At 39.9% G+C, this 25,271-nt stretch carries 20 protein-coding genes; 11 read left to right on the forward strand and 9 right to left on the reverse strand.

The features are described 5' to 3' along the window. Positions 1–10: 10 nt before the first annotated feature. Genes CKW03_RS05125 through CKW03_RS05135 form a run of 3 tightly spaced genes read right to left on the reverse strand, consistent with a single transcriptional unit; the run spans position 11 to position 2,675 of the window. A complete protein-coding gene (locus CKW03_RS05125) occupies positions 11–754 on the reverse strand; it encodes a LytR/AlgR family response regulator transcription factor (RefSeq protein ID WP_093098965.1) in 744 nt (247 codons plus the stop codon). Then, a complete protein-coding gene (locus CKW03_RS05130; protein WP_093098967.1) occupies positions 751–1,791 on the reverse strand; it encodes a sensor histidine kinase in 1,041 nt (346 codons plus the stop codon). The genes CKW03_RS05125 and CKW03_RS05130 overlap by 4 nt, the downstream gene beginning before the upstream one ends. A gap of 8 nt (positions 1,792–1,799) precedes the next feature. Beyond that, positions 1,800–2,675 (reverse strand): LiaF transmembrane domain-containing protein, encoded by an 876-nt coding sequence (locus CKW03_RS05135; protein WP_093098968.1) that lies wholly within the window; start codon positions 2,673–2,675, stop codon positions 1,800–1,802. A gap of 269 nt (positions 2,676–2,944) precedes the next feature. On the opposite strand from CKW03_RS05135, the gene CKW03_RS05140 reads away from it, so the two are divergent. The 10 genes from CKW03_RS05140 (at position 2,945) to CKW03_RS05185 (ending at position 17,964) form a co-directional block, all read left to right on the forward strand. Next, the gene (locus CKW03_RS05140) at positions 2,945–3,283 is read left to right on the forward strand and encodes a DUF3276 family protein (RefSeq protein WP_093098970.1); all 339 of its coding nucleotides are present in this window, start codon (positions 2,945–2,947) and stop codon (positions 3,281–3,283) included. Between the two features lie 262 nt (positions 3,284–3,545). Beyond that, the gene (locus CKW03_RS05145) at positions 3,546–5,666 is read left to right on the forward strand and encodes a S9 family peptidase (protein WP_093098971.1); all 2,121 of its coding nucleotides are present in this window, start codon (positions 3,546–3,548) and stop codon (positions 5,664–5,666) included. 260 nt (positions 5,667–5,926) lie between these two features. Next, positions 5,927–6,571, forward strand: a complete 645-nt coding sequence (locus CKW03_RS05150) for a hypothetical protein (protein ID WP_095067853.1) — start codon at positions 5,927–5,929, stop codon at positions 6,569–6,571. Positions 6,572–6,584: 13 nt separating this feature from the next. Beyond that, positions 6,585–7,745 (forward strand): 1-deoxy-D-xylulose-5-phosphate reductoisomerase, encoded by a 1,161-nt coding sequence (locus tag CKW03_RS05155; RefSeq protein ID WP_093098974.1) that lies wholly within the window; start codon positions 6,585–6,587, stop codon positions 7,743–7,745. Between the two features lie 38 nt (positions 7,746–7,783). Beyond that, on the forward strand, positions 7,784–9,094 hold the full coding sequence (gene rseP, locus CKW03_RS05160; RefSeq protein WP_093098976.1) for an RIP metalloprotease RseP: 1,311 nt from the start codon (positions 7,784–7,786) through the stop codon (positions 9,092–9,094). A 289-nt stretch (positions 9,095–9,383) separates the two neighbouring features. Then, positions 9,384–10,484 (forward strand): glutamine-hydrolyzing carbamoyl-phosphate synthase small subunit, encoded by a 1,101-nt coding sequence (gene carA / locus CKW03_RS05165; protein WP_093098977.1) that lies wholly within the window; start codon positions 9,384–9,386, stop codon positions 10,482–10,484. A gap of 315 nt (positions 10,485–10,799) precedes the next feature. Then, positions 10,800–12,098: a phosphopyruvate hydratase gene (gene eno, locus CKW03_RS05170; protein ID WP_093098979.1), complete on the forward strand. Its 1,299-nt coding sequence runs from the start codon at positions 10,800–10,802 to the stop codon at positions 12,096–12,098. A 210-nt stretch (positions 12,099–12,308) separates the two neighbouring features. Further along, positions 12,309–12,614, forward strand: coding sequence for an FtsB family cell division protein (locus CKW03_RS05175; protein ID WP_093098980.1), 306 nt, complete (start codon positions 12,309–12,311; stop codon positions 12,612–12,614). Positions 12,615–13,339: 725 nt separating this feature from the next. Then, positions 13,340–16,447 carry a SusC/RagA family TonB-linked outer membrane protein gene (locus tag CKW03_RS05180; RefSeq protein ID WP_157739393.1) on the forward strand — a complete coding sequence of 1,036 codons (3,108 nt, stop codon included), beginning with the start codon at positions 13,340–13,342 and terminating at the stop codon, positions 16,445–16,447. A gap of 17 nt (positions 16,448–16,464) precedes the next feature. Further along, complete coding sequence (locus CKW03_RS05185; protein WP_093098984.1) at positions 16,465–17,964, forward strand: RagB/SusD family nutrient uptake outer membrane protein; 1,500 nt, start codon at positions 16,465–16,467, stop codon at positions 17,962–17,964. A gap of 686 nt (positions 17,965–18,650) precedes the next feature. Here CKW03_RS05185 and CKW03_RS05190 read toward each other — a convergent pair. The 6 genes from CKW03_RS05190 to CKW03_RS05215 form a co-directional block, all read right to left on the reverse strand. Beyond that, positions 18,651–19,352: an FkbM family methyltransferase gene (locus CKW03_RS05190; RefSeq protein ID WP_093098985.1), complete on the reverse strand. Its 702-nt coding sequence runs from the start codon at positions 19,350–19,352 to the stop codon at positions 18,651–18,653. 46 nt (positions 19,353–19,398) lie between these two features. Beyond that, positions 19,399–20,763 (reverse strand): pyridoxal-phosphate dependent enzyme, encoded by a 1,365-nt coding sequence (locus CKW03_RS05195; protein ID WP_093098987.1) that lies wholly within the window; start codon positions 20,761–20,763, stop codon positions 19,399–19,401. Positions 20,764–20,812: 49 nt separating this feature from the next. Then, positions 20,813–21,652, reverse strand: coding sequence for an AMP nucleosidase (locus tag CKW03_RS05200; protein WP_093098988.1), 840 nt, complete (start codon positions 21,650–21,652; stop codon positions 20,813–20,815). Between the two features lie 69 nt (positions 21,653–21,721). Next, a complete protein-coding gene (clpX, locus tag CKW03_RS05205; RefSeq protein WP_093098990.1) occupies positions 21,722–22,972 on the reverse strand; it encodes an ATP-dependent Clp protease ATP-binding subunit ClpX in 1,251 nt (416 codons plus the stop codon). A gap of 5 nt (positions 22,973–22,977) precedes the next feature. Next, positions 22,978–23,679, reverse strand: coding sequence for an ATP-dependent Clp endopeptidase proteolytic subunit ClpP (gene clpP, locus CKW03_RS05210; RefSeq protein ID WP_093098991.1), 702 nt, complete (start codon positions 23,677–23,679; stop codon positions 22,978–22,980). 41 nt (positions 23,680–23,720) lie between these two features. Further along, positions 23,721–24,191, reverse strand: coding sequence for a type I restriction enzyme HsdR N-terminal domain-containing protein (locus CKW03_RS05215; RefSeq protein ID WP_093098993.1), 471 nt, complete (start codon positions 24,189–24,191; stop codon positions 23,721–23,723). Positions 24,192–24,263: 72 nt separating this feature from the next. Here CKW03_RS05215 and holA point away from each other — a divergent pair, with 72 nt between their 5' ends. Then, a complete protein-coding gene (holA, locus tag CKW03_RS05220) occupies positions 24,264–25,271 on the forward strand; it encodes a DNA polymerase III subunit delta (protein WP_093098994.1) in 1,008 nt (335 codons plus the stop codon).

Here is a 25,271-nt window from a genome sequence, read left to right on the forward strand (position 1 = left end):
ACAAAACAAATTATAAACCTATAACTTGCTTTAATCTGGCATAGCCGGACTTGCTGATATTGACCTTCTCGCCAGTCAGCAGGGTAGCGATATAGCTGTCTTTTTCCATAGGCTCGATCTTTTGGAGTTGATCCACTTTTACGATGAAAGAGCGGTGGACTCTAACATACTGTTTTCCGTCCAATTGTTTTTCAAAGGAGCTCATGGTCTTGTTTTTTAAGAACATACCATCAGGGGTGTGGATCTTGACATAATCATCGTAGGCTTCTAGGAAATTGATCTGCTGCACTGGGATAATTTTAATTTGATTTCCAGTTTTTACTACGATTCGTTCTAGGGAAGTATCTTCTTCCATGGATTCTTGCAATTTGGCAGAATCTATTTTAGGAGCCTGTTGGCTATTGAAAGAGGCTTTGAATTTGTCAATGGCTTTTAGGAAACGATCGGGTCTGATGGGTTTCAAAAGGTAATCCACGGCATTTTTCTCAAATGCTTTTAGGGCATACTCATCGAAAGCCGTTGTAAAGATGATATGCGGTTGGGTATCCAGCAGCTCCAGCATTTCGAATCCGGTCAATTTAGGCATTTGTATATCCAGGAAGACCAAGTCAGGTTGGAATTGCTGGATGGCTTTTACGCCTTCAAATCCATCGTTGCATTCGGCTAATACTTCAAAATCCGGATGCTCTTTTAAATATTCCAGGACCATGCTACGCGCCAATGGTTCATCGTCTATAAGGATTGTCTTTATCATAGTTGAGGGATTCTTAATGTGGATATAAATGTACTGCCATCGACCGCTGTTTCCAAGAGGTCAGTTCTGCCAAATAGGAGGTACAGTCTTCTTTGGATGCTGGTCAAGCCAAAGCCAGTTCCTTTTTTCTGCTCAGGTTGGTCCTGTTCAAATGGATTGCTGATTTGGATGGTCAACATATTGTTATCTAAGTGGATGCTGGTTTTAATAGTTACTTGGTCAGTCACATTGTAAAGTCCGAATTTTATGGCGTTTTCTACCAAGGGCTGCAAGATCATCACAGGTATTTTGGCGTTGAAAACGGATTCATCATAATCAAATTCGGTGCTCAATCGATGCCCGAACCTTACTTTTTCAATATCCAAATATAGGCTTAAATGATTTATTTCTTCTTCAACGGTTGTAAACTGTTTTTCATCCTTTCTCATGGTTCCGCGAAGGAAGTCGGAAAGTTGGAAGACCATGTTCCTGGCTTCGGTCGGTTTGCTGCCGATTAAAGCGATAATGGAATTTAAGCTGTTGAAAAGAAAGTGGGGCTGTAATTGCTGCCTTAGATTATAAAGTTCAGCATCACGCACCATGCGTTCGCTTTCGTCTTTTCTACGTTTGTTGAATACAAGTTCTTCTTGGATATTCCAGAAGATATTGATGGTCATGACGCAGGTGATGATCAAGAAATTGATCACAAAGCGAAATGGCAGGCTGAAATCTAAATAGACCAGGTTTTCATCGGGGGAAAGCTGAATAATCAAGATGCGGATGATGAGAACGCTGATGGCTGAAAAGATGGCCGCCATGGAAAAGAGCTTCCAATAGTTTTTGTTGTTTGGAAGATAAAATTGGAGGGTACTGTAGATTAGATAGGAAATACCTGTCATGGTCAGGGCACCGATAACGGCGTCGTAAGCTGCAGTAACCTTGGCAATATTAGACCAAAGCAAAAGTCCATAGACAATGAGGAAATATAAAACACAAATAATCCACGAGGAGGCATGGATTACATAGCGTTTGGATTGTTCACTTATGGGTTTTTGCATGCCTAAAACTAACTGTTCTTAATGGTTAATCCTCCAAATAAAGATGTACCTGTGATATAAATCTTTTTGTTCTCGTCAGTCACGACTTCGATCATAGGTCTTCTGTCATCTACCTCGCCAAAAATAGAAGATACATTTGAATACACTTTCCAATTTGTCGGCACAATGATCTTGGTGCTTCCGAATAATTGGAAGGTGTCGATGACAACAGGTTGTTTTAAATCTGCCTGAAGGAAGTTTAACTGTGTACTGCCAAAAACAGATGTAATATTACCACCTAGGAAGTTCTTGCTCAGGATCACTTTTTTTGTATCGCTGAAAAAGTTGTCGACCTTCAGGTAGTTTTCAAAATCGGGTAGGAAATTTCTTCCGTATGGCCTATGCTCAGTACCGGTGGCCTGAGCATAGGAATCGTTAGGGTTTTGCGTGCCAGGGTTGGTTTGGCCTTCGGTATTCCCTTGGTAATCTTGGTTTACGCGTTTGTCCCAGTCGTACTCATCGTTTCGAGGAGGCGTGGTTGGTGGCAATTGCGGCGTGCTTTTGTTACGATTGATCAGGTAGAAGCCCAAAGCAATGGCTGCAGCAGGGATCAAGAACCTACCTAAGTGAATATCCAATTCATTCTTAAGTAAGAATACTGAACCGATGATGATTAGGACAATGGAGGATTTCTTTTCGAATTTTGAATTCACCCCAATGACTAGACCGATGACGATCAAGATCGTTTCCCATCCGAACATCCAATGTGGGATGATCGTGCCCATGTTCAAGTTTTTGAAAAGGATAGCTACTCCTAGAAAAACAATGATAAATCCGACTAAGTTGGAAGATTTGTTGTTTTTAGGTGGCTTTTCGTAATCTGTTTTCGTTGTTTGATTATTCATGATATTGTTTCCTTTTGAATTAGTTTACTCAAAAGTATAGCGAATATAAGCATAGCCACAGAGCAAATAGGTCTCTTGGGTATTTTTTTCGGTGAATTACTGCATTTAATCGGTGAAAATTCGAAATCATTTTGCCAACTCTTCAAATCTGATGCAATATTTTAATTATTATAATAATAATTTTTAAATAAAATTTGGATGATTGAATTTAATTATTATATATTTATGACTGAAAATAGAGGGTTAAACTTAAATTTTATATTAATCTAATGGGAGATTTTGACAATAAAGAGCGTGAAGAGGTATTTTCAAAAAAGGTGAGAGCGGGCAAACGTACTTATTTTTTTGATGTGAAAGCCACTCGCTCGAACGATTATTATGTGACAATTACAGAAAGCAAAAAGCGCTTCGAAGACGGACAATTCATTAAACACAAGATCTTCCTTTATAAAGAAGACTTCGAAAAGTTTGCTGAAGGCCTTCAAGATGTAGTTGAATACATTAAAGCTAACCAAGAAGTTGTTGAAAAAAGATATGAGCCAAATCAAGACGAAAACGGTTTTGAGAACAATGGCGAACTAGTACAAAAAGACAATTACTCTTTTTAATTTAGTTTTGAATACATAATTAATGGGCCACTATAATTTAGTGGCTTTTTTTTATTGCAAGCGGCTTTGGGAAGCCTAAAGCAATAAAATGAATGGGCCAAAGGGAAAGCCCAAAAAATAAACCCTAAGAAGAACCATTTGATTCCTTTGAATTTTATGCTATCGATTTCGTTAAATATGTTACAGGTATTATTTTACTAGATCGGTTAGAATTTCCTATTTTCGAAGATTTATTGAAACAAATTACTAATTACGAAATCATATGAACAAGTTGTTTTCAGCGGCTTGTCTCACGCTGTTTATCTTGTCGACAGTAGGGGCAGACGCGCAAACGAAAAAATTAACCTATGAGCAGGCATGGAACCAAGCGCCTTCATTGACCAAGACGATCAGTCGATTTGAAGGATGGGCCGATGCCAATCATTATATAGAAAGAGCAAACAACCAGCTTTTCAAAGTCAATGTAAAAACCGGTAAAAAGGAGAGCTACAGCTATCCTGTGAATACTTCGACGCAGGTTTTTGTGAAGGATAAAGATGTATTCATCCAATATCCGGAAGGGGAGGCTAAGAAATTGACCAATTCTCCGGAAGTAGAAGAACAGAACCCAACGCTATCTCCCGATGGTAAATACGTCGCTTTTACAAGGAAAAGTGACTTGTATGGTCTGGAAGTGGCATCTGGAAAGGAAGTTCGCTACACCAATGATGGAACCGATGTGATCTACAATGGTTGGTCTTCTTGGGTTTACTATGAGGAAATTTTAGGCCGTCCAACAAATTATAGGGCTTTCTGGTGGGCACCAGACAGTAAGGAGATTGCTTTTATGCGCTTTGATGACACGAAAGTTCCTATGTTCCCGATCTATGTTTCCAAAGGACAGCATGGCTACCTAGAGGAAACGCGATACCCAAAAGCTGGTGACCCTAACCCAGAGGTTAAAGTTGGTTTTGTGAAAGTGGAAGGTTCTCCAGTTGTTTGGGCTGATTTCAATGAGAAAGATGATCAATACTTTGGACAACCTTACTGGAGCTTTGATAGCCAATCGATCATGGTTCAGTGGATGAATAGGGAGCAGAATACCTTGAAGTTTTACGCTGTGAATCCTGAAAATGGTCAAAAAACAGAGATCTACAATGAGGAGCAGCCTACATGGATCAATTTGGACCATGATGAGCGTATCACTTATTTGGAAGATAACAAACATTATATCTTAAAATCGGATAAAACCGGCTGGGCACATTACTACCTATATACGTTGGATGGTAAATTGGTGAACCCTATCACGCAAGGTGACTGGCAGGTGACTTCCATCGAGCGTATCGATGAGAAAGGTAAAGTGCTTTATTTCTCTGCTAGGAAGGAAAATTCTGCAACGAAGGATCTTTACAGAATTGGCTTTGATGGAAAAAAAATGCAGAGATTGACCTTTGGTGATTATACACATAATGTATTGGTGTCGCCTGATGGTAAATATTTCATCACAAACTATTCCAATATCTTCACGCCTAATAAGGTTGCTCTTGTGGACAATAAGGGCAAAGTTTTGAAGGAATTGGCAGATAGCAAGGCTGATGATTTTGCGAACTATAAAGTTGCAAAACGTGAGTACCTGACCATCCCTTCTGAAGATGGTAAATTTAATCTTCCGCTTATCATCACCTATCCAACTGATTTTGATGAAACAAAACAGTATCCTGTGATCATGAGTATCTATGGTGGCCCGGATGCGGGTACCGTAAGAAATACATGGAAAGGGGTGAATGGTGAATATTGGTCTCAAGAAGGAATTATTCAGATTGAGGCTGACCATAGAGCTTCTGGACATTTTGGTAAACAAGGAGTTGCTTGGATGCACAGAAACCTAGGAAACTGGGAATTGGTGGATTATATCACCGTAGCAAAATGGTTGAAAGCCAAGCCATTTGTGGCTAAGGACAAATTGTTGATCACTGGACATAGTTATGGTGGTTATATGACTTGCCTGGCATTGACCAAAGGAGCTGATTATTTTGATTATGGTATTGCGGGTGCGCCGGTAACAAGCTGGGAGCTATATGATACGCATTATACCGAGCGTTGGATGGACACGCCGCAGTCTAATCCGGAAGGATATAAGAACGGTTCTATTTTGCCTTATGTAAATCAATACAAAGGTAGGTTACGCATCATGCACGGAGACATGGATGATAACGTTCATATGCAGAATACCATTCAGTTGGTGGATGCCTTGACCGATAGAGCAGTGCCATTTGAATTGATGATCTATCCGGGGAGCAGACATGGATTCAACAGGTCAAAAAGTCCTTATGATTTCAAGGAAAGAACCAGGTTCTATTACCAATACCTATTGGATAAACCTGTTCCAGAAAATTTAAAGTAATAATTGTCGATAAAAGGCTAAGAATATAAAATCTTAGCCTTTTTTTATAGCATATAGGGCTTTAAAAAAATTGATTCCACCGAAAAAATTATCATATTTGCAATATTATTTATGCCATGCTAGATTTTCTCAAAGACATTACATTTAAAGCTAACGACGTTGTTTTAAGAGCGATAGATATCCTCATGAGGAATTACATTTCTATTGCTGGTCTATGTTTTTTAATTTTTGTAACATCCAACCTTTCTTCTTTTCTAGCTATGTATTTAGATTCTTCGAATCTGATCGTTAAGGTGCTTTTGTTGCTGTTGTTCGTGGCCGTTTATTTTGGCTTGCAATTAGTGCTGTTGAAGAAGGCTATATTCTTAGCAAAGGATGAAAAGAGCCATGGCTTGATGGATTATCTGCCGAGCATGTCGCAGTTTTGCTATTATATTTTGGGACTGTTACTGTACAGTCTGATCGCATTCGTGATTTACATCATTATGTATGTGGCATTATTTCCATTGCTGTATTTAGGAGTCAACATGAATACGGTTCAGACCGAGATTCACCCCTTCTTGACGGGGGTAATCATGCTGTTTGTGTTGATCAGGACCACTTTCTTTCCGTTCTTCATCGTGGAGAATGGTTTCAATACCTTCAAATCGTACAGGTTCAGCCTAGCGATGACAAAAGGTAATGTTTTGAGGCTGTTGGCCATTATATTTATCGTTGCATTCACTCATCTACTACAATTAGGTACAGAATACATGGGATACTCTTTGGTTTCAAAGATCTTGAGTCTGATCAATTCCTTTGTAATTATCCCAGTGGTTAGCGTTGTTATGTCAATTGTGTATATTGACATGATAAAAGCCTATAAGGGCAGTTCTGATCCTTCCCTTATGGATAACATTATATAAAATCATTTAAGTTTTGAGTAAAAGGAAATTAGCCATATTAGGTTCTACGGGCAGTATTGGGACACAGACCTTAGAAGTAGTAGAACAATATCCTGATCATTTTTCGATTACTGTACTCTCTGCCGGAAGAAACGCCGATTTATTGATCCAACAGGCTCTTAAGTTCAAACCAGCTGCTGTAGTCGTTTGTGAAAAGGCTGCCTTTGAGAAGGTGAGAGATACTTTGCAGGGCAAGGGGATAGAGGTGCTGTTTGGTGAAGATGCACTCGTGGAAACGGTGCAAAGGGATGATATTGACATCGTCTTGACGGCGGTAGTAGGAGCAGTAGGACTTAGGCCAACGGTGGCAGCCATTGAGTCGGGTAAGGATATCGCCCTGGCAAATAAAGAGACTTTGGTAGTAGCTGGGGAATTGATAACAGGCTTGGTTGAAAAACATCAGGTTAAATTGTTGCCGGTAGATTCAGAGCATTCCGCTATATTTCAATGCTTGGCTGGTGAAGAAGCCAACCCTATTGAGAAGATTATCCTTACTGCCTCGGGAGGTCCTTTCCGAGGAAAATCAATTGAAGATCTAAAGTCTGTTACGAAAGCGCAAGCTTTGAAGCACCCGAATTGGACCATGGGCGCTAAAATAACGATTGACTCGGCTTCCTTGATGAATAAAGGACTTGAGGTGATTGAGGCCAAATGGTTGTTTGGTTTGGAATATGACCAAATTGATGTGATCATCCATCCGCAATCTATTATACACTCTTTGGTGCAATTTGAAGATGGTTCATTGAAAGCTCAGATGGGCTTGCCTGATATGAAACTTCCTATTCAATATGCATTGACTTATCCGAAGCGATTTGAGAATAATTTCAAGCGTTTTAATTTCTTGGACTACCCGAATTTGACTTTTGAACAGCCAGATATGGAGGTTTTCCGTAATCTGAAGTTGGCTTTTCAGGCTCTTGAGGCGGGTGGTAATGCGGCCTGTGTGCTGAATGGTGCCAACGAAATCGTAGTGGAAGCTTTTTTGAATGATCGAGTAGGATTTTTACAGATGAGTGAAATCATTGAAGAGACATTGTGTCAGGTGAAATCACAAAAAACGTTAAGTTTAGAGGATTATTTGCAGTTCGATTTGGAAAGCCGGACTGTGGCACGAAGTTTAATAGAACGTATTTAAATAATTAAATAGTAAATAAAATAATAAAAATATAATCGATGGGAATTGTAATCATGATTGGGCAGGTACTTTTAGGCTTGTCATTATTAATCATCTTGCATGAGCTTGGGCACTTTCTAGCTGCACGAGCATTCGGAATCAAGGTGGAGAAGTTTTATCTTTTCTTTGATGCCTGGGGTGTGAAATTGTTCAAATTCAATTATAAAGGTTGTGAGTATGGTGTGGGCTGGTTGCCATTGGGTGGCTATGTGAAGATTGCGGGTATGATCGATGAATCGATGGATACCGAACAGATGAAAGGGGAGCCACAACCATGGGAATTCCGTTCTAAACCAGCTTGGCAACGTTTGATCGTCATGCTAGGCGGTATTATTGTCAATGTAATCGTGGGTATTGTTGTTTTTTGGATGTTGACCTTTAAATATGGTACTACTGACTTTAACAATACGCAGCTTTATGGTGTGAAACCGGGCATTATCGGTGAGAAGGTAGGCTTGAAAGAAGGGGATAAGATCCTTGCCGTGAATGGTAAAAAAGCAAACCTATTCTACCAAGATCTATTGACTTCTGAGGTATTGATGGGCGATGCGGTATTGACCGTTGAACGTGCTGGTCAGCAAATGGAGATCAAGTTGCCTAGTGATATCCTGAATGATATTTCTGAGCATAAGAAGAACGAGTTGGTTCAGCCTATGTTCAAGATGCTTCCGGTAACCATGGTCGAAAAGAATAGCCGGGCCGAGAAGATGGGACTGCAAGTAGGGGATAGCATCGTGTCTATTAATGGTGTTCAGGTGCAGCAATTGGATCAGTTCAAATCTGAATTGGCAGCGAATAAGAATAAGGAAGTTAATTTGGATATTGTACGTAAGGGAAGTCCGATGGCCTTAAAAGCGGCAGCAGATAGCTCTTCTACTTTAGGTTTCTTGAACCTTCCTGTTGTGCAGCATAAATATGGTTTTATGGAATCATTGCCGTTGGGAGCTAGCAAAGCTTTCTCGGTAATCACAGATAACATCAAAGGTTTTGGAAAGATCTTCAAAGGTGAGGTTCGTGCGGATAAAGCGCTTTCAGGTCCAGTTGGGATTGCGACCATGTTTGGTACTGAGGTGGATTGGTTGAGGTTCTGGAGCTTGGTGGGTATGCTTTCTATGGCATTGGCATTTATGAATATCCTGCCAATTCCAGCATTGGATGGTGGCCACGTGATCTTCTTGTTGATTGAGATGATCCAAGGGAAGCCATTGAGTGATAAATTCTTGGAGAAAGCACAGATCGTTGGGTTTTTCATCATTATTGCCTTGATGATATTTGTGTTTGGAAATGATATTTTTAAGCTGACGAAGTAATCCAAGATAAAGAATTTAAGGGCCCTGAGGTATTGAGATCTCAGGGCTTTTTTTGTGCATGTTGGCTTAAGAATAAAATAAAAAACTATTGTTTCTGAATTAAAATAATTTGTACCTTTGTCTCCCGATAAAAATGAAAGAGACCTTCTACCCAATAGCATTTCAAAAAGTAGTTTCTACTTCTCGTCAATATTTTAATTGATCTGTTAGCCCGTTTGGGCTTTTTTTATGTTTAGGAGTTAAGGAAATCTATCAGTAATTTAGTGATACGTTTTAACTAGAAATAAGAATGACCAACTACAGCAAATTGCCAGCAATTTTAGTCCTAGAGGATGGAACAGTTTTTCATGGTAAAGCCGCAGGAAAGATCGGTACTACCACAGGTGAGATTTGTTTCAACACTGGTACGACTGGCTACCAAGAGATCTTTACAGATCCTTCCTATTATGCACAGATCATGGTTACGACCAATGCGCATATCGGAAACTATGGTATCGATGATGAGGATGAAGAGTCTAGAAAGATTCAGATTGCAGGTTTAGTTTGTAAGAACTATAACATCAACTACAGTCGTAAAATGGCTGACCAATCTATCCAGAATTATTTCGAAGAGGAGAATTTGGTGGGTATCTCGGATATCGATACGCGTTCATTGGTTCGTCATATCCGTAGTAAAGGTGCGATGAATGCTATCATTTCTTCAGAGAACCTAGATGTAGATTCTTTGAAAGCTGAATTGGCTAAGGTGCCTTCAATGGCTGGATTAGAGCTTTCTTCTCAGGTTTCTACGACCGAGCCATACTACTATGGTGAAGAGGGCGCTCCGACTCGTATTGCTGTATTGGATTTAGGGATCAAAAAGAACATCTTGAGAAACTTTGATTCTCGTCAGGTATATGCTAAGGTTTTCCCTGCTAAAACTACCTTCGCAGAAATGCAAGAATGGAATCCAGACGGTTTCTTCATTTCAAATGGTCCTGGTGACCCTGCTGCAATGGATTACGCTATCCAAACTGTAAAAGATATCTTAGCTGCTGATAAACCGATGTTCGGGATTTGTCTTGGTCACCAAATCTTGGCACTTGCAAATGATATCAGAACGCAAAAAATGCACAATGGTCACAGAGGTATTAACCACCCTGTAAAGAATATTATCGCTAATAGATGTGAGATTACTTCTCAAAACCATGGTTTTGGTGTAGTAGCGGAAGATATTGAGAAGTCGGATAAAGTTGAGATCACTCACGTAAACTTAAATGACAATTCTATTGAAGGAATCCGCGTGAAAGGCAAGAATGCTTTCTCGGTACAATATCACCCAGAATCATCTCCAGGTCCACACGATTCAAGATATCTATTCGATGATTTTATCGCAATGGTAAAAGGATAGTTTCAAAAAAAATATTTTAGGGAGGTCGCATCGTGAAGATGTGACCTTTTTTTTGTCATCTATTTTAGGAGGAGGGAATAAGGCTAATCAATAGGTGATGGTCTTGTGCGGAGAGTATATGTATTGGTATATCTGTTGGGTTTGCGATTTTCATAATAATCAATGCAGGCATGATTTAATTTTTCTATGCATTAGGGCGAATCACTTAGATTTTTCATATTTTTGATAAAGCAAGAATTATTGTTATATTAGTGTCTTAAATACACTAAGTAAAGTATTTAACGAAGGAAGATATTTAAATAAACCACACATAAAATGAGCTTGATAATTGACGTACATGCGCGCCAGATTTTAGATTCGCGCGGAAATCCTACGATAGAAGTTGATGTAACAACGCAAAACGGTTTTGTTGGCCGTGCAGCAGTTCCTTCAGGAGCTTCTACAGGTGCACACGAAGCGGTAGAATTACGCGACGGTGATAAAAAGAAATACTTAGGTAAAGGTGTTTTGAAAGCTGTTGAAAACGTAAATACTAAGATTGCAAAAGCTTTAGAAGGTGTTGACGTATTTGAACAAAACGCAATCGACAAATTGATGATCGATTTAGATGGTTCTGAAAACAAAGGTAAATTAGGTGCTAACGCGATCTTAGGTGTTTCTTTAGCGGTTGCTAAAGCTGCAGCCCAAGAAAGCCGTCAGCCTCTATATCGTTATATCGGTGGTGTAAATGCAAATACGCTTCCTCTACCAATGATGAACATTGTAAACGGTGGTGCTCACTCTGATGCACCTATCGCTTTCCAAGAGTTCATGATCATGCCTGTGGGCGCTGAGTATTTCTCAGAAGCTTTACGTTGGGGTGCTGAGGTTTTTCATAGCCTTAAGAAAATCCTTCACGACCGTAACTTGTCTACAGCAGTAGGTGATGAAGGTGGTTTTGCTCCAACTTTTGAAGGTACTGAAGATGCTATCGAAACTATCTTGGAAGCTATTAAAAAAGCGGGTTACAAACCAGGAAAGGAAATCTGTCTTGCATTAGACTGTGCTTCTACTGAGTTCTTCGAAAAAGGTAAATACGATTACGCAAAATTCGAAGGTAAGGGTGCTGCGGTTCGTACTATCGAAGAACAAGTAGATTACCTAGCTGAATTGACTGCTAAATACCCCATTATCTCAATTGAGGACGGTATGGCAGAAGATGATTGGAAAGGTTGGAAATTGTTAACTGAGAAGATCGGTGACCGTGTACAATTAGTTGGTGACGATTTATTTGTTACAAACACTAAACGTCTTCAAGAAGGTATAGACAAAGGTATTGGTAACTCAATCTTAGTAAAAGTTAACCAAATCGGTTCATTGACTGAGACTATCAATGCTGTTCATTTGGCTCAGACCAATGGTTATACTTCAGTAATGTCTCACCGTTCTGGTGAAACAGAAGATACTACCATTGCTGACTTAGCGGTAGCATTAAACTGTGGTCAAATCAAAACGGGTTCAATCTCTCGTTCAGACCGGATTGCTAAATACAATCAATTGTTGCGTATCGAAGAAGAATTAGGCGAGAATGCAAAATTCATCGGAAAAGATTTTAAATACGCTCCGAAGAAATAATTGACCTTAAGGTCAGAAAAGGGAGCCGCTTGGTTCCCTTTTTTTATGCTTTTCGTTTTCACAAATTGAGTTTAGGTACTTTGCAGCGCCTCTAAATTTTAAAAAGATTTAGTTTTCCACAATGGTTAATTTAATTACTGTTTCTCCCCTTGTATAGTTCATCTTAAAATAGTTATCTTTAACCGAATTTTAATTGCTTTGGTCTAGCCTATGGAACGTTTCATCAATACTATCCGTAATCAATATCTTATCGCAGGAGTTGCATTCTTAGTTTGGATGTGTTTTTTCGATCGTTACGACATTGCTACCCAATACAACTTTCAGACTGAGAAAACCAAATTGGAACAGGAGAAAGAATACTATACCAATGAAATTGAAAGTATATCCCAATCCATTAAGGATGTACAATACAACCAAAGTGAGATCCAACGCATTGCTCGCGAGAAATACAAGATGAAAAAAGACCAAGAAGATGTCTATATCATCACCGAAATAGACGCTCCAGGGTCTAATTAGTTACAATCTACAACTTGTTTTAAATTTAATACAGTGATATCGCTCTGCGATTATCATATTATTGTCATTTAATCTACTCGCCTAACCTGCCTCTTTTCTTATTCCTGTTTCCTTAATTCTGATAAATTCGTAGGATAGAATCTGCACTGAAGTAGGTCCACAGGCTGTTTTTTCGATTTAGCTAACCAAATGAAATCAAATTAAACAATTGACAACCAAATTGGATAAAAAGAGAAAGAATTATTCTTATAATGAATAATTGCAATTCTTCTTGGAATTGCCATAGTAGTTATATTTTAATCAAAAAATTATCAAAATTTCTAAAAACGCCCTAAATATGTTTTAATTCCGTTTAAACAGGTGGTTTGTTTTGCTAAAAATTGAAAATAAAATTTCGTATTTGCGGAAAGAGTGTGTTGTTAATTCTGAATCATAAGAAAATTAGATAAACTATAGTTAGATTATTAATGAATAGAGACAACTAAGTTGAAATATTACCCTAACAAATTCTATTCAATAAATAATTTTACTTAAAACGTTTAATAATGATAAAATATTGACTTTTTTAATATTTTTACGGCATTAATAACTATTTATTTAGCCGTAAGTCTAATTTTTATTAACAATTACAATTAAAAGATCAATTTTTTATGAAACAAAAATTACTCTGTCTTCTTTTTGTGTTTACATGCCTAATTGGGCAAACGTTTGCGCAAAATCAAAATTTGAGTGGTACAGTTACCTCGGCGAACGATGGGCAAGCATTGCCTGGTGTATCAGTTCGTGTGTCTGGTTCAACTAACGCGACTCAAACAGATGCTAACGGTAAGTACACATTGACCAATGTGGCTTCTGGAAGTAGCATCACATTCTCATTTATCGGTTATGCTTCGCAGACCGTAACTGTTAGCAACAATAACATCATTAATGTTCAATTAAGCTTATCAGGCGAAGAACTTGATGAGGTTGTTGTCGTTGCCTATGGTACAGCTAAGAAATCTGAAGTAACAGGTTCCATGGCTACCATGAGTGCAGAAGATTTGGATAAACGTACTGTATCCAACGTGTCGAATGCGTTGGCTGGTATGGCTCCAGGTATCTCTGTTTCTTCAGGAAATGGTCAGCCAGGATCAGGTGCTAGTGTGCGTTTAAGAGGTATTGGATCTATGAGTGCTTCAAGTTCTCCATTGTATGTGGTAGATGGTGCTGTATTTGATGGTAACATCGGTGACCTAAATGCAGATGATATCGAAAGCATCTCCATCTTAAAGGATGCAACTTCTGCGGCATTGTACGGATCTAGAGCTGGTAACGGTGTGATCATGATCACAACGAAAAAAGGTCGCGGTGCTACTAAATTAAATGTTGGCTTAACTCAAGGTATTACGCAAAGAGGTATCCAAGAATACGAAACAGTAGGAATCAATGATTACTACCCAGTAGCATTCCAAGCTATCAAAAACTCAAGAATGTTCCCTGCAAACGGTAGCCAAGGTGCTTCAGAAGCAGATGCAAATAAATATGCATTCGACAATATCAAGAGATTCTTAGCTTACAACCCTTTTAACGTTGCTGACAATGAAATCGTTTCTTTAGATGGTACGATGAATCCCAATGCAGGTTTGAAATATGATGATTTCAACTGGTTTGATGCTATTCAGCGTGTAGGAAAAAGAACTGATGCCAATATTAACATTGGTGGTAGCAATGAAAAAACTGACTACTACGTTTCATTAGGTTATTTGAACGATCAAGGTTATATCCTTAACTCAGACTTCCAACGTTTCAACGGTAGGATCAATGTAAACTCTCAGATCAAAGATTGGTTAAAAGCAGGTGTTAACATTTCTGGAGCTATGTCAGAAGGCTCATTAGCTTCTGATGCTTCAACAGGAAATGCTAACTCTTATGTCAACCCATTCTCTTTCATCAGAGGTTTAGGTTCTATCTACCCAGTGCATGCATTTGACGCTACAACAGGAGCACCAGTGGTTGATCCAGTTACTGGCGAACAATATTATGACTACGGAATGCACCCAGGAGCTATTAACAGACCTTCTGGCGCAAGTCCAGGTAGACATGTGATCTACGAGACCATCTTGAACACTCGTTTGAACAAACGTACGATGTTAGGTGGTAGAGCATTTATGGAAATCAAATTCCTAAAAGATTTCACATTCACTCCTACAGTAACTATCGACCTTTCAAACAGAAACTTCGATTACTCTTGGAACAACAAAGTAGGTGATGGTGTTTCTTACAATGGTTTAGGTTCTGCTGAAAACTACATCACTAAATCATATACTTTCAACCAAGTATTGCAATACAGAAAATCATTTGATTTGCATAACGTTTCAGCAATAGCTGGTCACGAAAACTATGATTATCAATTCAGCAGCAGAAATGCTACTAAAACTGGACAGATTACTTCTGGTATCACTGAATTAGATAACTACGTAACTCCACTTTCTGCAGGAGGTTACAAAAACGTGAACCGTCTTGAATCTTACTTCGCAAGAGCATCTTATAACTACGATGAGAAGTACTATGCTGATGCATCTTTCAGAACGGATGGTTCTTCAATCTTTGACGATAGCAAAAGATGGGGTAACTTCTTCTCAGTTGGTGCTGCATGGGCAATCAACAAAGAAGACTTTATGTCTAGTGCTACTTGGGTTAACGATTTGAGATTAAAAGCTTCATACGGCCAAGTTGGTAACAACCACCTATTGGATGTAAACGGAAATAGAATCTATTACGGATACCAAGCTCTTTACAACCTTGGATGGTCAAACGGTGGATTGCCAGGAACTGTTCTTAGTTCATTAGCAAACCCTAACTTGACTTGGGAATCTTCAAATACTTTCAACGTAGGTGTGAACTTCTCTTTATTCAACAACAGATTAAGAGGTGAGGCGGAATACTACAAGAGAGGTTCTGACGAGTTATTGTTATCCGTACCACGTCCTCTTTCTTCTGCAGTTAGTACAGAATTCAGAAACGTTGGTTCCATGTACAATACAGGTTTTGAATTGTCATTAACAGGTGATATCGTAAGAAACGATAACTTCACTTGGACCTTGACCAAGAACTTCACGACTTTCAAGAACGAGATCACGAAGATGCCAGTTGAAACTCCAGTGATCACAGCAGGTAACAAGAGAAGAGAAGTGGGTAGAGATTACTACGCTTTCTGGTTGAGACAATATGCTGGTGTTGACCATGCAGATGGTTCTGCTCTTTACATCCCTGCAGATGGTACTGCACAAGAAAACATCCGTGTGGTTGATGGTAAGGAATATGTAACCAACCAAAACTATGCTAAATTCGATTATTCAGGTACTTCTATTCCTGATGTAATGGGATCCATCATCAATACTTTCGACTATAAAGCATTCACTTTATCATTCTTGTTGAACTACCAAATCGGTGGTAAAATCTATGATGGTAACTATGTTGGTTTAATGAGCACCAACTCATATGGTAAATCATACCATGTTGATGCAATGAAAGCATGGACCACTACGAATACAACAAGTGATATCCCTAGATTAGACCAAGCAAACAGCAACAACATCAATGCTGCTTCTACAAGATGGTTAACTAGTGCTTCTTACTTTAGCATCCAAAACGTAAACTTCCAATATAGATTACCAAGCAGCTTGTTGAACAAAATCGACTTGTCTACTGCACGTGTATTCTTCACTGGTGAGAACTTAGCTTTATTCTCGAAACGCAAAGGTATGAATCCAACAGAGAGCTTTGATGGATCAGTATCATCTACTTATTTGCCGACTCGTATTTTCAGCATCGGTGTAAATGTTGGATTTTAATTAGCAGCTGAATTATTATGAAAAAAAGAAATTTAACGATATATGCTTCCGTTTTACTTCTAGCCCTAAGCGGATGTAAAAAGGACTATTTGGAAACCGCTCCAACTGACAAAGTATCTCAAGATGAGATCTTCAGTTCGATTGCCAATGCTAATACAGCATTGAACGGTATCTATAGATTTATGTTTGAGCGTACCACCGTAGTGGATTGGAATGTTCAAAACAAACCAGGTGTAGGTGGTATCATGTTAGGCCTTGACTTTATGGGTGAAGACTTAGGTATCAGTGATGCAAACTGGTTCGGTTCTACTGGTGAAGGTAACTGGCAAGGTGGTCGTAATGACAACCATAAATTGACAGAATACTATTACAGAACTTTCTACAAGATCATTGGTGACTCAAACTTCATCTTGGATAATGTAGACGGTCTTCCAGGTACTGATGAAGAGAAAAACAACTTGAAAGCTCAAGCCTTGACACTTAGAGCTTATGCTTACTCTAATCTTGTTCAGCTTTATGCTAAAAGATATGATGCAAGCACAGCAAACGATCAATTAGGTGTTCCTTTGGTATTGAAATCTTCAGATGGTGCATTACCAAGATCTACCGTGAAAGACGTATATGCTTCAATCATCAAAGATTTAGATGATGCGGTTGCATTGAACGTTCAAACTAGAGTGAACAAGTCTCATATCAACGTATATGTGACTTACGGTATCCGTGCTAGAGTTGCATTGACTATGCAAGATTACCCGAATGCGATCAAATTTGCTAATCTGGTTATCGAGTCAGGAAGCTTCCCATTGATGAACCAAGATACATACATGAAAGGTTTCAACGATGCTCCTTCAATGTCTGAATTTATGTGGGCTTCTATGCCGACGCAAGATCAGATGGATGCTTTCGGATCATACTTTGCACAGATCGCTTACAATGCGAATACTTCTTTTATGCGTGCAAACCCTAAGAGAATCAACTCTGCATTGTACGAAAAAATCTCTGACACAGACATCAGAAAGAAACTTTGGGAACCAAAACCAACTGCGGCTAACTTCCCATTGCCATTGGCATCTTTCGCTCGTCAAGAGTATATGTCTAGAAAGTTCGCAATCAAATCACCAGGAGGTGCTTTAGGAGATGTTCCTTTGATGAGATCAGCAGAAATGCACTTGATCTTGGCAGAAGCTTATGCTAGCTCAAACCAAACTGCGAATGCACAAGAGGCATTGTTCAACTTTGTGAAAGTTCGTGACCTTGAAGCGACAAAATCTACCAACACTGGTGCTGCTTTATTGGAAGAGATCTGGACTAACAGAAGAACAGAACTTTGGGGCGAAGGTTTCAGATTCTACGATTTGAAACGTTTGAACCAACCATTAGACAGAACTGTTGTTCCTAACTATGCTCCTGGAAGTGTAAATGGAATGGTAAAGGTTGCTGCTGGTGCTAAAGATTGGCAGTTCTTATTCCCATTATTGGAATTGAACGCAAACCCAGAAATCAAACAAAACGATTAATTCGTTTTTCTGATCATAATTTTAAAGAGGTTGTCTGAAAAGACAGCCTCTTTTTTTTTTGGAGGAAAGGGGGATCTTCTCTGTTACTTTTGGAGCCCAAAAGTAACCAAACCGACGAAGGAGCTCACGGATACCAAAAACAACTCAAATCCGTAACGCTTCCGCCCATTTAAGGTGGCTTTTCGTGCGGGCTCCCACACATGGATAGAATGCCTTGTTGTCGGGAATATCTTTTAATAGATCATCCCTTTTAATGGGATGATCTATTAAAAGCATTCCAAGGCCAATCCCATTGCACAGGTCAACGGCATTCTATCCATTTTTCCGCCACTGGAAATGAGCCGTATGCTAAAGGACTTCCTTCGGAAAGTAAATGTTTGTATGATGAACGATCTGAAGGGGGAAATGTGATTTGAACCAGGATGTGGCTCGACTCCCCTTTGACTTCTCAGGGTTCAGCTCGCCAAACGAGGATAAGAGAATGGGCCAAGATTATTTTAACGCTTGAAAGGTGTCCAATTTTCGTAGGGGCTTATTGCATAAGCCCGCCAATAATAGCCTAAAAATCATCATATAATGCAAAAACGATGCTCGATTAATCGAACATCTTTTTTGCGGTATTTTCAGGCCAATATGCCGTAATTGCTATAATATTGGAATCCCACTAGGGTTTTAGAAAAGCCTTTTTACCCTTTTACTAATGATATTTCTTGGTAGGTATCCGAGATTGCAAAGATCCTATAACCATGATCATGCAATAGCTTAAAGAATTCCTTGCCTTTTTCTTTGCCGTTGGCAAAGAATCTCTCATGGGTTTCCACAAGGATTTGCTTGATCGGAATGCCAGAGTTCAGTATCCCTTCCATTACAGCGTATTCCGAGCCCTCTATGTCCATCTTCAGCACATCAATGGATTGGTGCCCCAAATCATGTACTATCTCTTTAAACTCCTTTAAAAGCACGTCTACCGAATCGTGTTCATCAACCAAGCTATGGTCATAAACACTTCCGGACACATGTTCTTTGTTTTTAGGGAGGTGAAAGGTAACCATTTCGGTTTTTTCACCTAATCCAAATGGATGGAAATAAAACTGCTCAGGCGTTTCGTTATTACGGACGTAATTAATGGATTTCGGGGTAGGGTCGAAGCCAAAGACCTTGGCTCCATGTTTCGCTATGATGGCTTTATCAAAAGAGATATCCTCACCGATACCAAAAGAATACACGATGGCATTCACTGTAACTAGGCTGGGATCCACATAAAACCCTCCGTATCCGTTACCGTACCATTCCTTGGCACGTTTTTCTTCTACGTCAATAAAAGCAATCTTTCCTATACGCGCTTTAATCCAATATTCTAATCTTTTAAGTTTATCGTTTCTTTCCATTCCTTGGGGTAGATTAATTTAAATATACCCAAAAAATGGAAATATCCTAAACTTCTGAAATGGCGTTAATAATATCGTATTGGGTGATGATATTGATCCTTCCAAAATCATCTTCCACCAATACCGCTTGGGTATCTTTGTTGATCAAGCCTGAAATCTTATCAATCGAAGTATTCAGGTCCACAAATGGGAATGGTTTAGAGGTAATCTCCTCCACTGCCGATGATTTTAATGAAGGATTTTCAAGCAATGCCGACAGGATGTCCGATTCCGTCACTTTCCCGATGACCATACCCTGTTGGGTGACAGGTATTTGGGAGATGTTCAGGGATTTCATAATGTTGAAGGTTTCAACAACGGTCTGGTTGGCGTCTGCGGTGACGATAGCTTGTTCACCACGTTTTTTAAGGATTGATTTTGCAGTCAGTTTTTCATCTTTCAGGAATCCGCGCTCACGCAACCAATCCTCATTATACATTTTTCCCATATATCGAGATCCATGGTCATGGAATATCACGACTACCACATCATCTTCTTTCAGGTCTTTCCCTAATTGTAACAAACCGGCCAATGCCGCTCCAGCAGAATTCCCGGCAAAGATACCTTCCTTGCGTGCCAGGTCCCTGGTCATCAAGGCAGCATCCTTATCGGTTACCTTTTCAAAAAGGTCAATCACTGAAAAATCAACATTCTTAGGCAAGAAATCCTCACCTATACCTTCGGTGATATAGGGATAGATTTCATTTTTGTCAAAAATGCCGGTTTCTTTATATTTCTTGAATACAGAGCCGTAGGTATCAATTCCCCAAACCTTGATGTTAGGATTCTGCTCCCTTAAATATTTTGCAGTACCAGAGATAGTTCCTCCAGTTCCTACACCTACAACCAAATGGGTGATCTTTCCTTCCGTCTGTTCCCAGATTTCAGGTCCTGTCTGCTCATAGTGGGCTTTGGAATTAGAAAGGTTATCATATTGATTCGCCTTCCAAGCATTAGGAACCTCTTTCTCCAATCGGCTTGAAACCGAATAATAGGAGCGAGGATCCTCGGGATCTACGTTGGTCGGACAAACGATCACTTCCGCACCAAAGGCACGTAGCGCATCGATCTTTTCTTTCGATTGCTTATCCGTCGTGGTAAAAATACAGCGATAACCTTTCACTACTGCCGCCATGGCTAATCCCATTCCGGTATTGCCCGAAGTACCCTCGATGATGGTACCCCCTGGTTTCAATAATCCGGCTTCCTCTGCATCTTCGATCATCTTCAAGGCCATACGGTCCTTGATGGAATTGCCGGGGTTAGAGGTTTCGATCTTGGCTAAAATAGTACCCTTTAAATTTTCAGTTATCTTATTTAGTTTGACCAATGGCGTATTTCCAATGGTTTCTAAAATGTTATTATACCACATAGGTGAAGTTTTGTGTCTGTTAGTTGTCTACCACAAAAGTAGATATTTTTTAGAACTTCAGGTGTTTTACTGTTAAGCCATTGTTGATTAATTGCTTCAATGCGTCAATTCCGATTTTCACATGGGTTTCCACATAAGACTTGGTCACGGTTACATCCGACTTGTCGGTTTTCACTCCTTCTGGTACCATCGGTTGGTCAGAAACCAATAATAGGGCACCAGTAGGGATCTTGTTGGCAAAACCGACTGAGAAGATCGTAGCGGTCTCCATATCCACTGCCATGGCGCGGATGCTCTTCAAGTACTTCTTAAATTGCTTGTCATGCTCCCACACACGACGGTTAGTGGTATAGACCGTTCCGGTCCAATAATCTCTTGAGTGGTCACGGATGGTGGTTGAAATTGCTTTCTGCAAGGCGAAGGCCGGTAGTGATGGTACTTCAGGAGGTAAGTAATCATTGGAAGTCCCTTCTCCACGGATTGCAGCGATAGGGAGGATCAGTTCACCAACATCGATCTTCTTTTTCAATACGCCCGTCTTTCCTAGGAAAAGCACTGCTTTAGGGTGGATGGCAGTCAATAGATCCATCACCGTTGCAGCAACTGGCGATCCCATACCAAAGTTGATAATGGTAATGCCGTCTGCAGAACAGGTCTGCATGGGTTTATCCTCACCTAAGATGGGCGCATCGCCATGCATCTGGGAGAACAATTTCACATAATTGCTGAAATTGGTCAACAAAATATATTCCCCAAATTCTTCCAAAGGTCTACCGGTATAACGAGGCAACCAATTGTTTACAATATCTTCTTTTGTCTTTAATCCAGCCGTAATAGGAGAGTTCACCTCTTCGATATTTTCTTGTTTTTCGTCTTTCTTCTTAGTCATAATTTCATCCTTTCTTAATAATTTACTAATACAAAAAACCCTCGCGTGATAGGCGAGGGTTTAGATTTTTTATGCGACTTGCAGTTTCTTAAAGTCCGTCTTTGCAAATTTGTTCTTTGCATAATCCAGACTGATCTGCAAGGTCTTGTCTTCTGAATTTTCCTTATTGCTCGGTGTTTCGAACATGGCATCCAGCATGATAGCCTCACAAATGCTCCGTAACCCACGGGCGCCTAATTTGAACTCCCAAGCTTTGTCAACGATGAAGTCATAGACTTCAGGCTCGAATGACAACTTGATGCCCTCATATTCAAACAATTTAATGTATTGTTTGACCAAGGCATTCTTGGGCTTGGTCAGGATACTCAATAGAGTTTCCTTATCCAATGGGTTCAGATGCGTAAGAACTGGCAAACGACCGATCAACTCAGGGATCAAACCGAAGTTCTTAAGATCTTGCGGCGTGATATATTTATATAAGTTGTTCAGGTCAATCTCCTGATCCTCATCTTTCATTTTATAGCCAACAGTTTGAGTTCTCAATCTGTTTGCGATTTTCTTTTGGATACCATCAAATGCACCACCACAGATAAATAGGATGTTGCTGGTATTTACCGAGATCATTTTCTGGTCAGGGTGCTTACGGCCACCTTGAGGCGGAACATTTACATTTGTTCCTTCCAAGATTTTCAATAATGCCTGTTGTACACCTTCTCCAGATACATCACGGGTGATCGATGGGTTGTCGCTTTTTCTGGCGATTTTGTCAATCTCATCTATATAGATGATTCCACGTTCTGCAGCAGCCACATCATAATCTGCAGCTTGCAATAATCTGGTCAAGATACTTTCCACATCCTCACCTACATATCCTGCTTCGGTCAATACTGTCGCATCCACGATACAGAAAGGTACGTTCAGGATCTTGGCCACTGTTTTGGCCAATAAGGTCTTACCGGTACCTGTTTCTCCTACGATAATCAAGTTGGATTTTTCAATCTCGGTCTCATCCGACTCTACACGTTGGTTTAAACGCTTGTAATGGTTGTAAACCGCTACAGAAATGACTTTCTTCGCATCATCTTGTCCAATCACGTATTGATCCAAATGCTCCTTGATTTCCTTTGGACGGATTAATTTAAGAGCAGTTTGAATAGATTTATTCTTGCGTTGCTTAAGCTCTTCCGCCAATATCTCCCCAGCTTGTTGCACACATCTGTCGCAGATATGCGCACCATCACCCGCAATAAGCATTTGCGCTTCATTTTTACTGATTCCGCAAAATGAGCAATGGATATCTCTATTGTTCGATTTACTCATTGTTATTATTTTGTTTCTTTCTTCTTAGGTAGCAATACCTCATCTATCATACCAAATTCTTTGGCTTCAGCGGCACGCATCCAATAATCACGGTCTGATGACTTCTCAACCCAGTCATAAGTCTGGCCAGAGTGATCAGCGATGATCGTGTATAATTCTTCTTTTAACTTCAACATTTCACGCAAGTTGATCTCCATATCCGCAGCTACACCTTGTGCACCGCCTGATGGTTGGTGGATCATCACGCGCGAGTGACGCAATGCTGCACGTTTACCTTTAGCACCTGCCACTAATAATACCGCACCCATCGATGCTGCCATACCGGTACAGATCGTTGCCACATCTGGTGAAATGTACTGCATGGTGTCATAGATCCCTAGACCTGCATAAACACTACCACCTGGTGAGTTGATGTAAATCTGGATGTCACGTTGCGCATCGGTCGATTGCAAGAACAATAACTGCGCTTGAACGATATTAGCAACCTGATCGTTGATGCCATCTCCTAAAAAGATGATACGGTCCATCATCAAACGTGAAAATACGTCCATCTGAGCGACGTTCAATTGTCTCTCTTCAATGATGTATGGCGTTAGGTTGCTTGGAATTTGTTGTTGTAATCTAGAAATGTAACCATCTACGTGTTGGCTTCCAATTCTATGATGCTTAATAGCATACTTTCTAAATTCGTTTTTATCTATATTCATGTGATTCTTTCTGTCTTTGTGCTACTAATATAATATTTATTTTAATATCCGAAATTTTCCTGCCCAAAAGATGGCAGTTCCGTTATAAATGTAAATTTCTCCTCCTCGAAATCTATCCTGCAATAATAATGCTCAATTCCATTACTGACCAAAAGAAGGGGGATTTTGTAAATACTGTTATAATTTGCGATCTGTTCGAAGGTTTTTTCGGTAATTTTGACAGATGGAGCCTTGAATTCTGCCAAAAGTACGCGCGATCCTTCCCGGTCATAAACCACTAGATCACTCCTTTTTTGCAAGCTGTTCAGCGATAGACCGCCCTCGATCTTCATCAAGGCCATCGGATATTGATAATGTTTGTTCAGATGACTGACCCAATGTTGCCGTACCCACTCCTCCGGTGTCAACAAAAGATGCTTTTTCCGCAGTTCGTCGAAAATAAAATACTGATCCTGTTTTTTGCTGATTTTTGCCGGAAACGGCGGTAAGTTCAAAGGAACCGGTCTAAACATTTACAAAATTACGAAATTTTCCAACCTTTTCCAACAAGCAAAAGTCTATGTATTTTCGTACTTTCGTACAGCATGAATGTCCAATCCATTTTATCCGATATAAAGAAAAAAAAGCTCGCCCCAGTTTACCTGCTGCATGGTGAAGAACCTTACTTTATTGACCTGATTTCTGACGCCATCGAACAAACGGTCCTCGACGATTCCCAAAAGGGCTTCGACCAGTCCGTCGTGTATGGTAAGGATGCGGATTTCTCCAACATCATCAGTATGGCCAAACGCTATCCCATGATGAGCAACCACCAAGTTATCATCGTCAAGGAAGCACAAAACCTGAAATGGAAAGATGATGAGTTCCTGCTGAAATACCTAGAACAACCGACCCCATCGACCGTCTTGGTCTTTGCCCATAAGTACAGCAAATTTGATAAGCGCAAGAAATCCTACAAATCCATGGAAAAGGCCGGTATCGTGCTGGAATCAAATAAGCTTTATGAGGATAAGGTTGCCGGCTGGATCAATGAACAGTTGAATGCTTCAGGAAGAAAGGTGCATCCGCAAGCTGCAGCCCTAATGGCTGAATATTTAGGAACCGACCTTTCCAAGATTGCCAATGAAATAGAGAAACTGCAGTTGAATATCCCCGCCGAGAAGGAAATCACTGCGGTGGATGTGGAGCAAAATATTGGTATCAGTAAGGACTTCAATGTTTTTGAACTCAATACGGCATTGTCCAAGCGAAATGCCCTAAAGGCATTCCAGATCGTGGATTATTTTGCCGCCAACCCCAAGAGTAATCCTATGCCAGTTGTGATCGGTTCTTTGGGCACCTATTTTACCAAAATCCTGAAATACCATTACCTTCCAGATAAATCTTCCGCAGTGGCTGCCAAGCAACTCGGAGTACATCCATTTTTCGTCAGGGAATACGAATATGCCGCTAGGAACTTCAATAGAAGGAAAACCTTTGAGATCATTCATCTGATCAAGGAATTCGATTTGAAATCTAAGGGTATGAATGTAGGACACCTGACTGAATCCGGTGATCTATTGACCGAGTTGATCTATAAAATATTAAACTAA

Source organism: Sphingobacterium mizutaii (assembly GCF_900187125.1).
In the GTDB taxonomy this organism is placed as follows: Bacteria; Bacteroidota; Bacteroidia; order Sphingobacteriales; family Sphingobacteriaceae; genus Sphingobacterium; species Sphingobacterium mizutaii.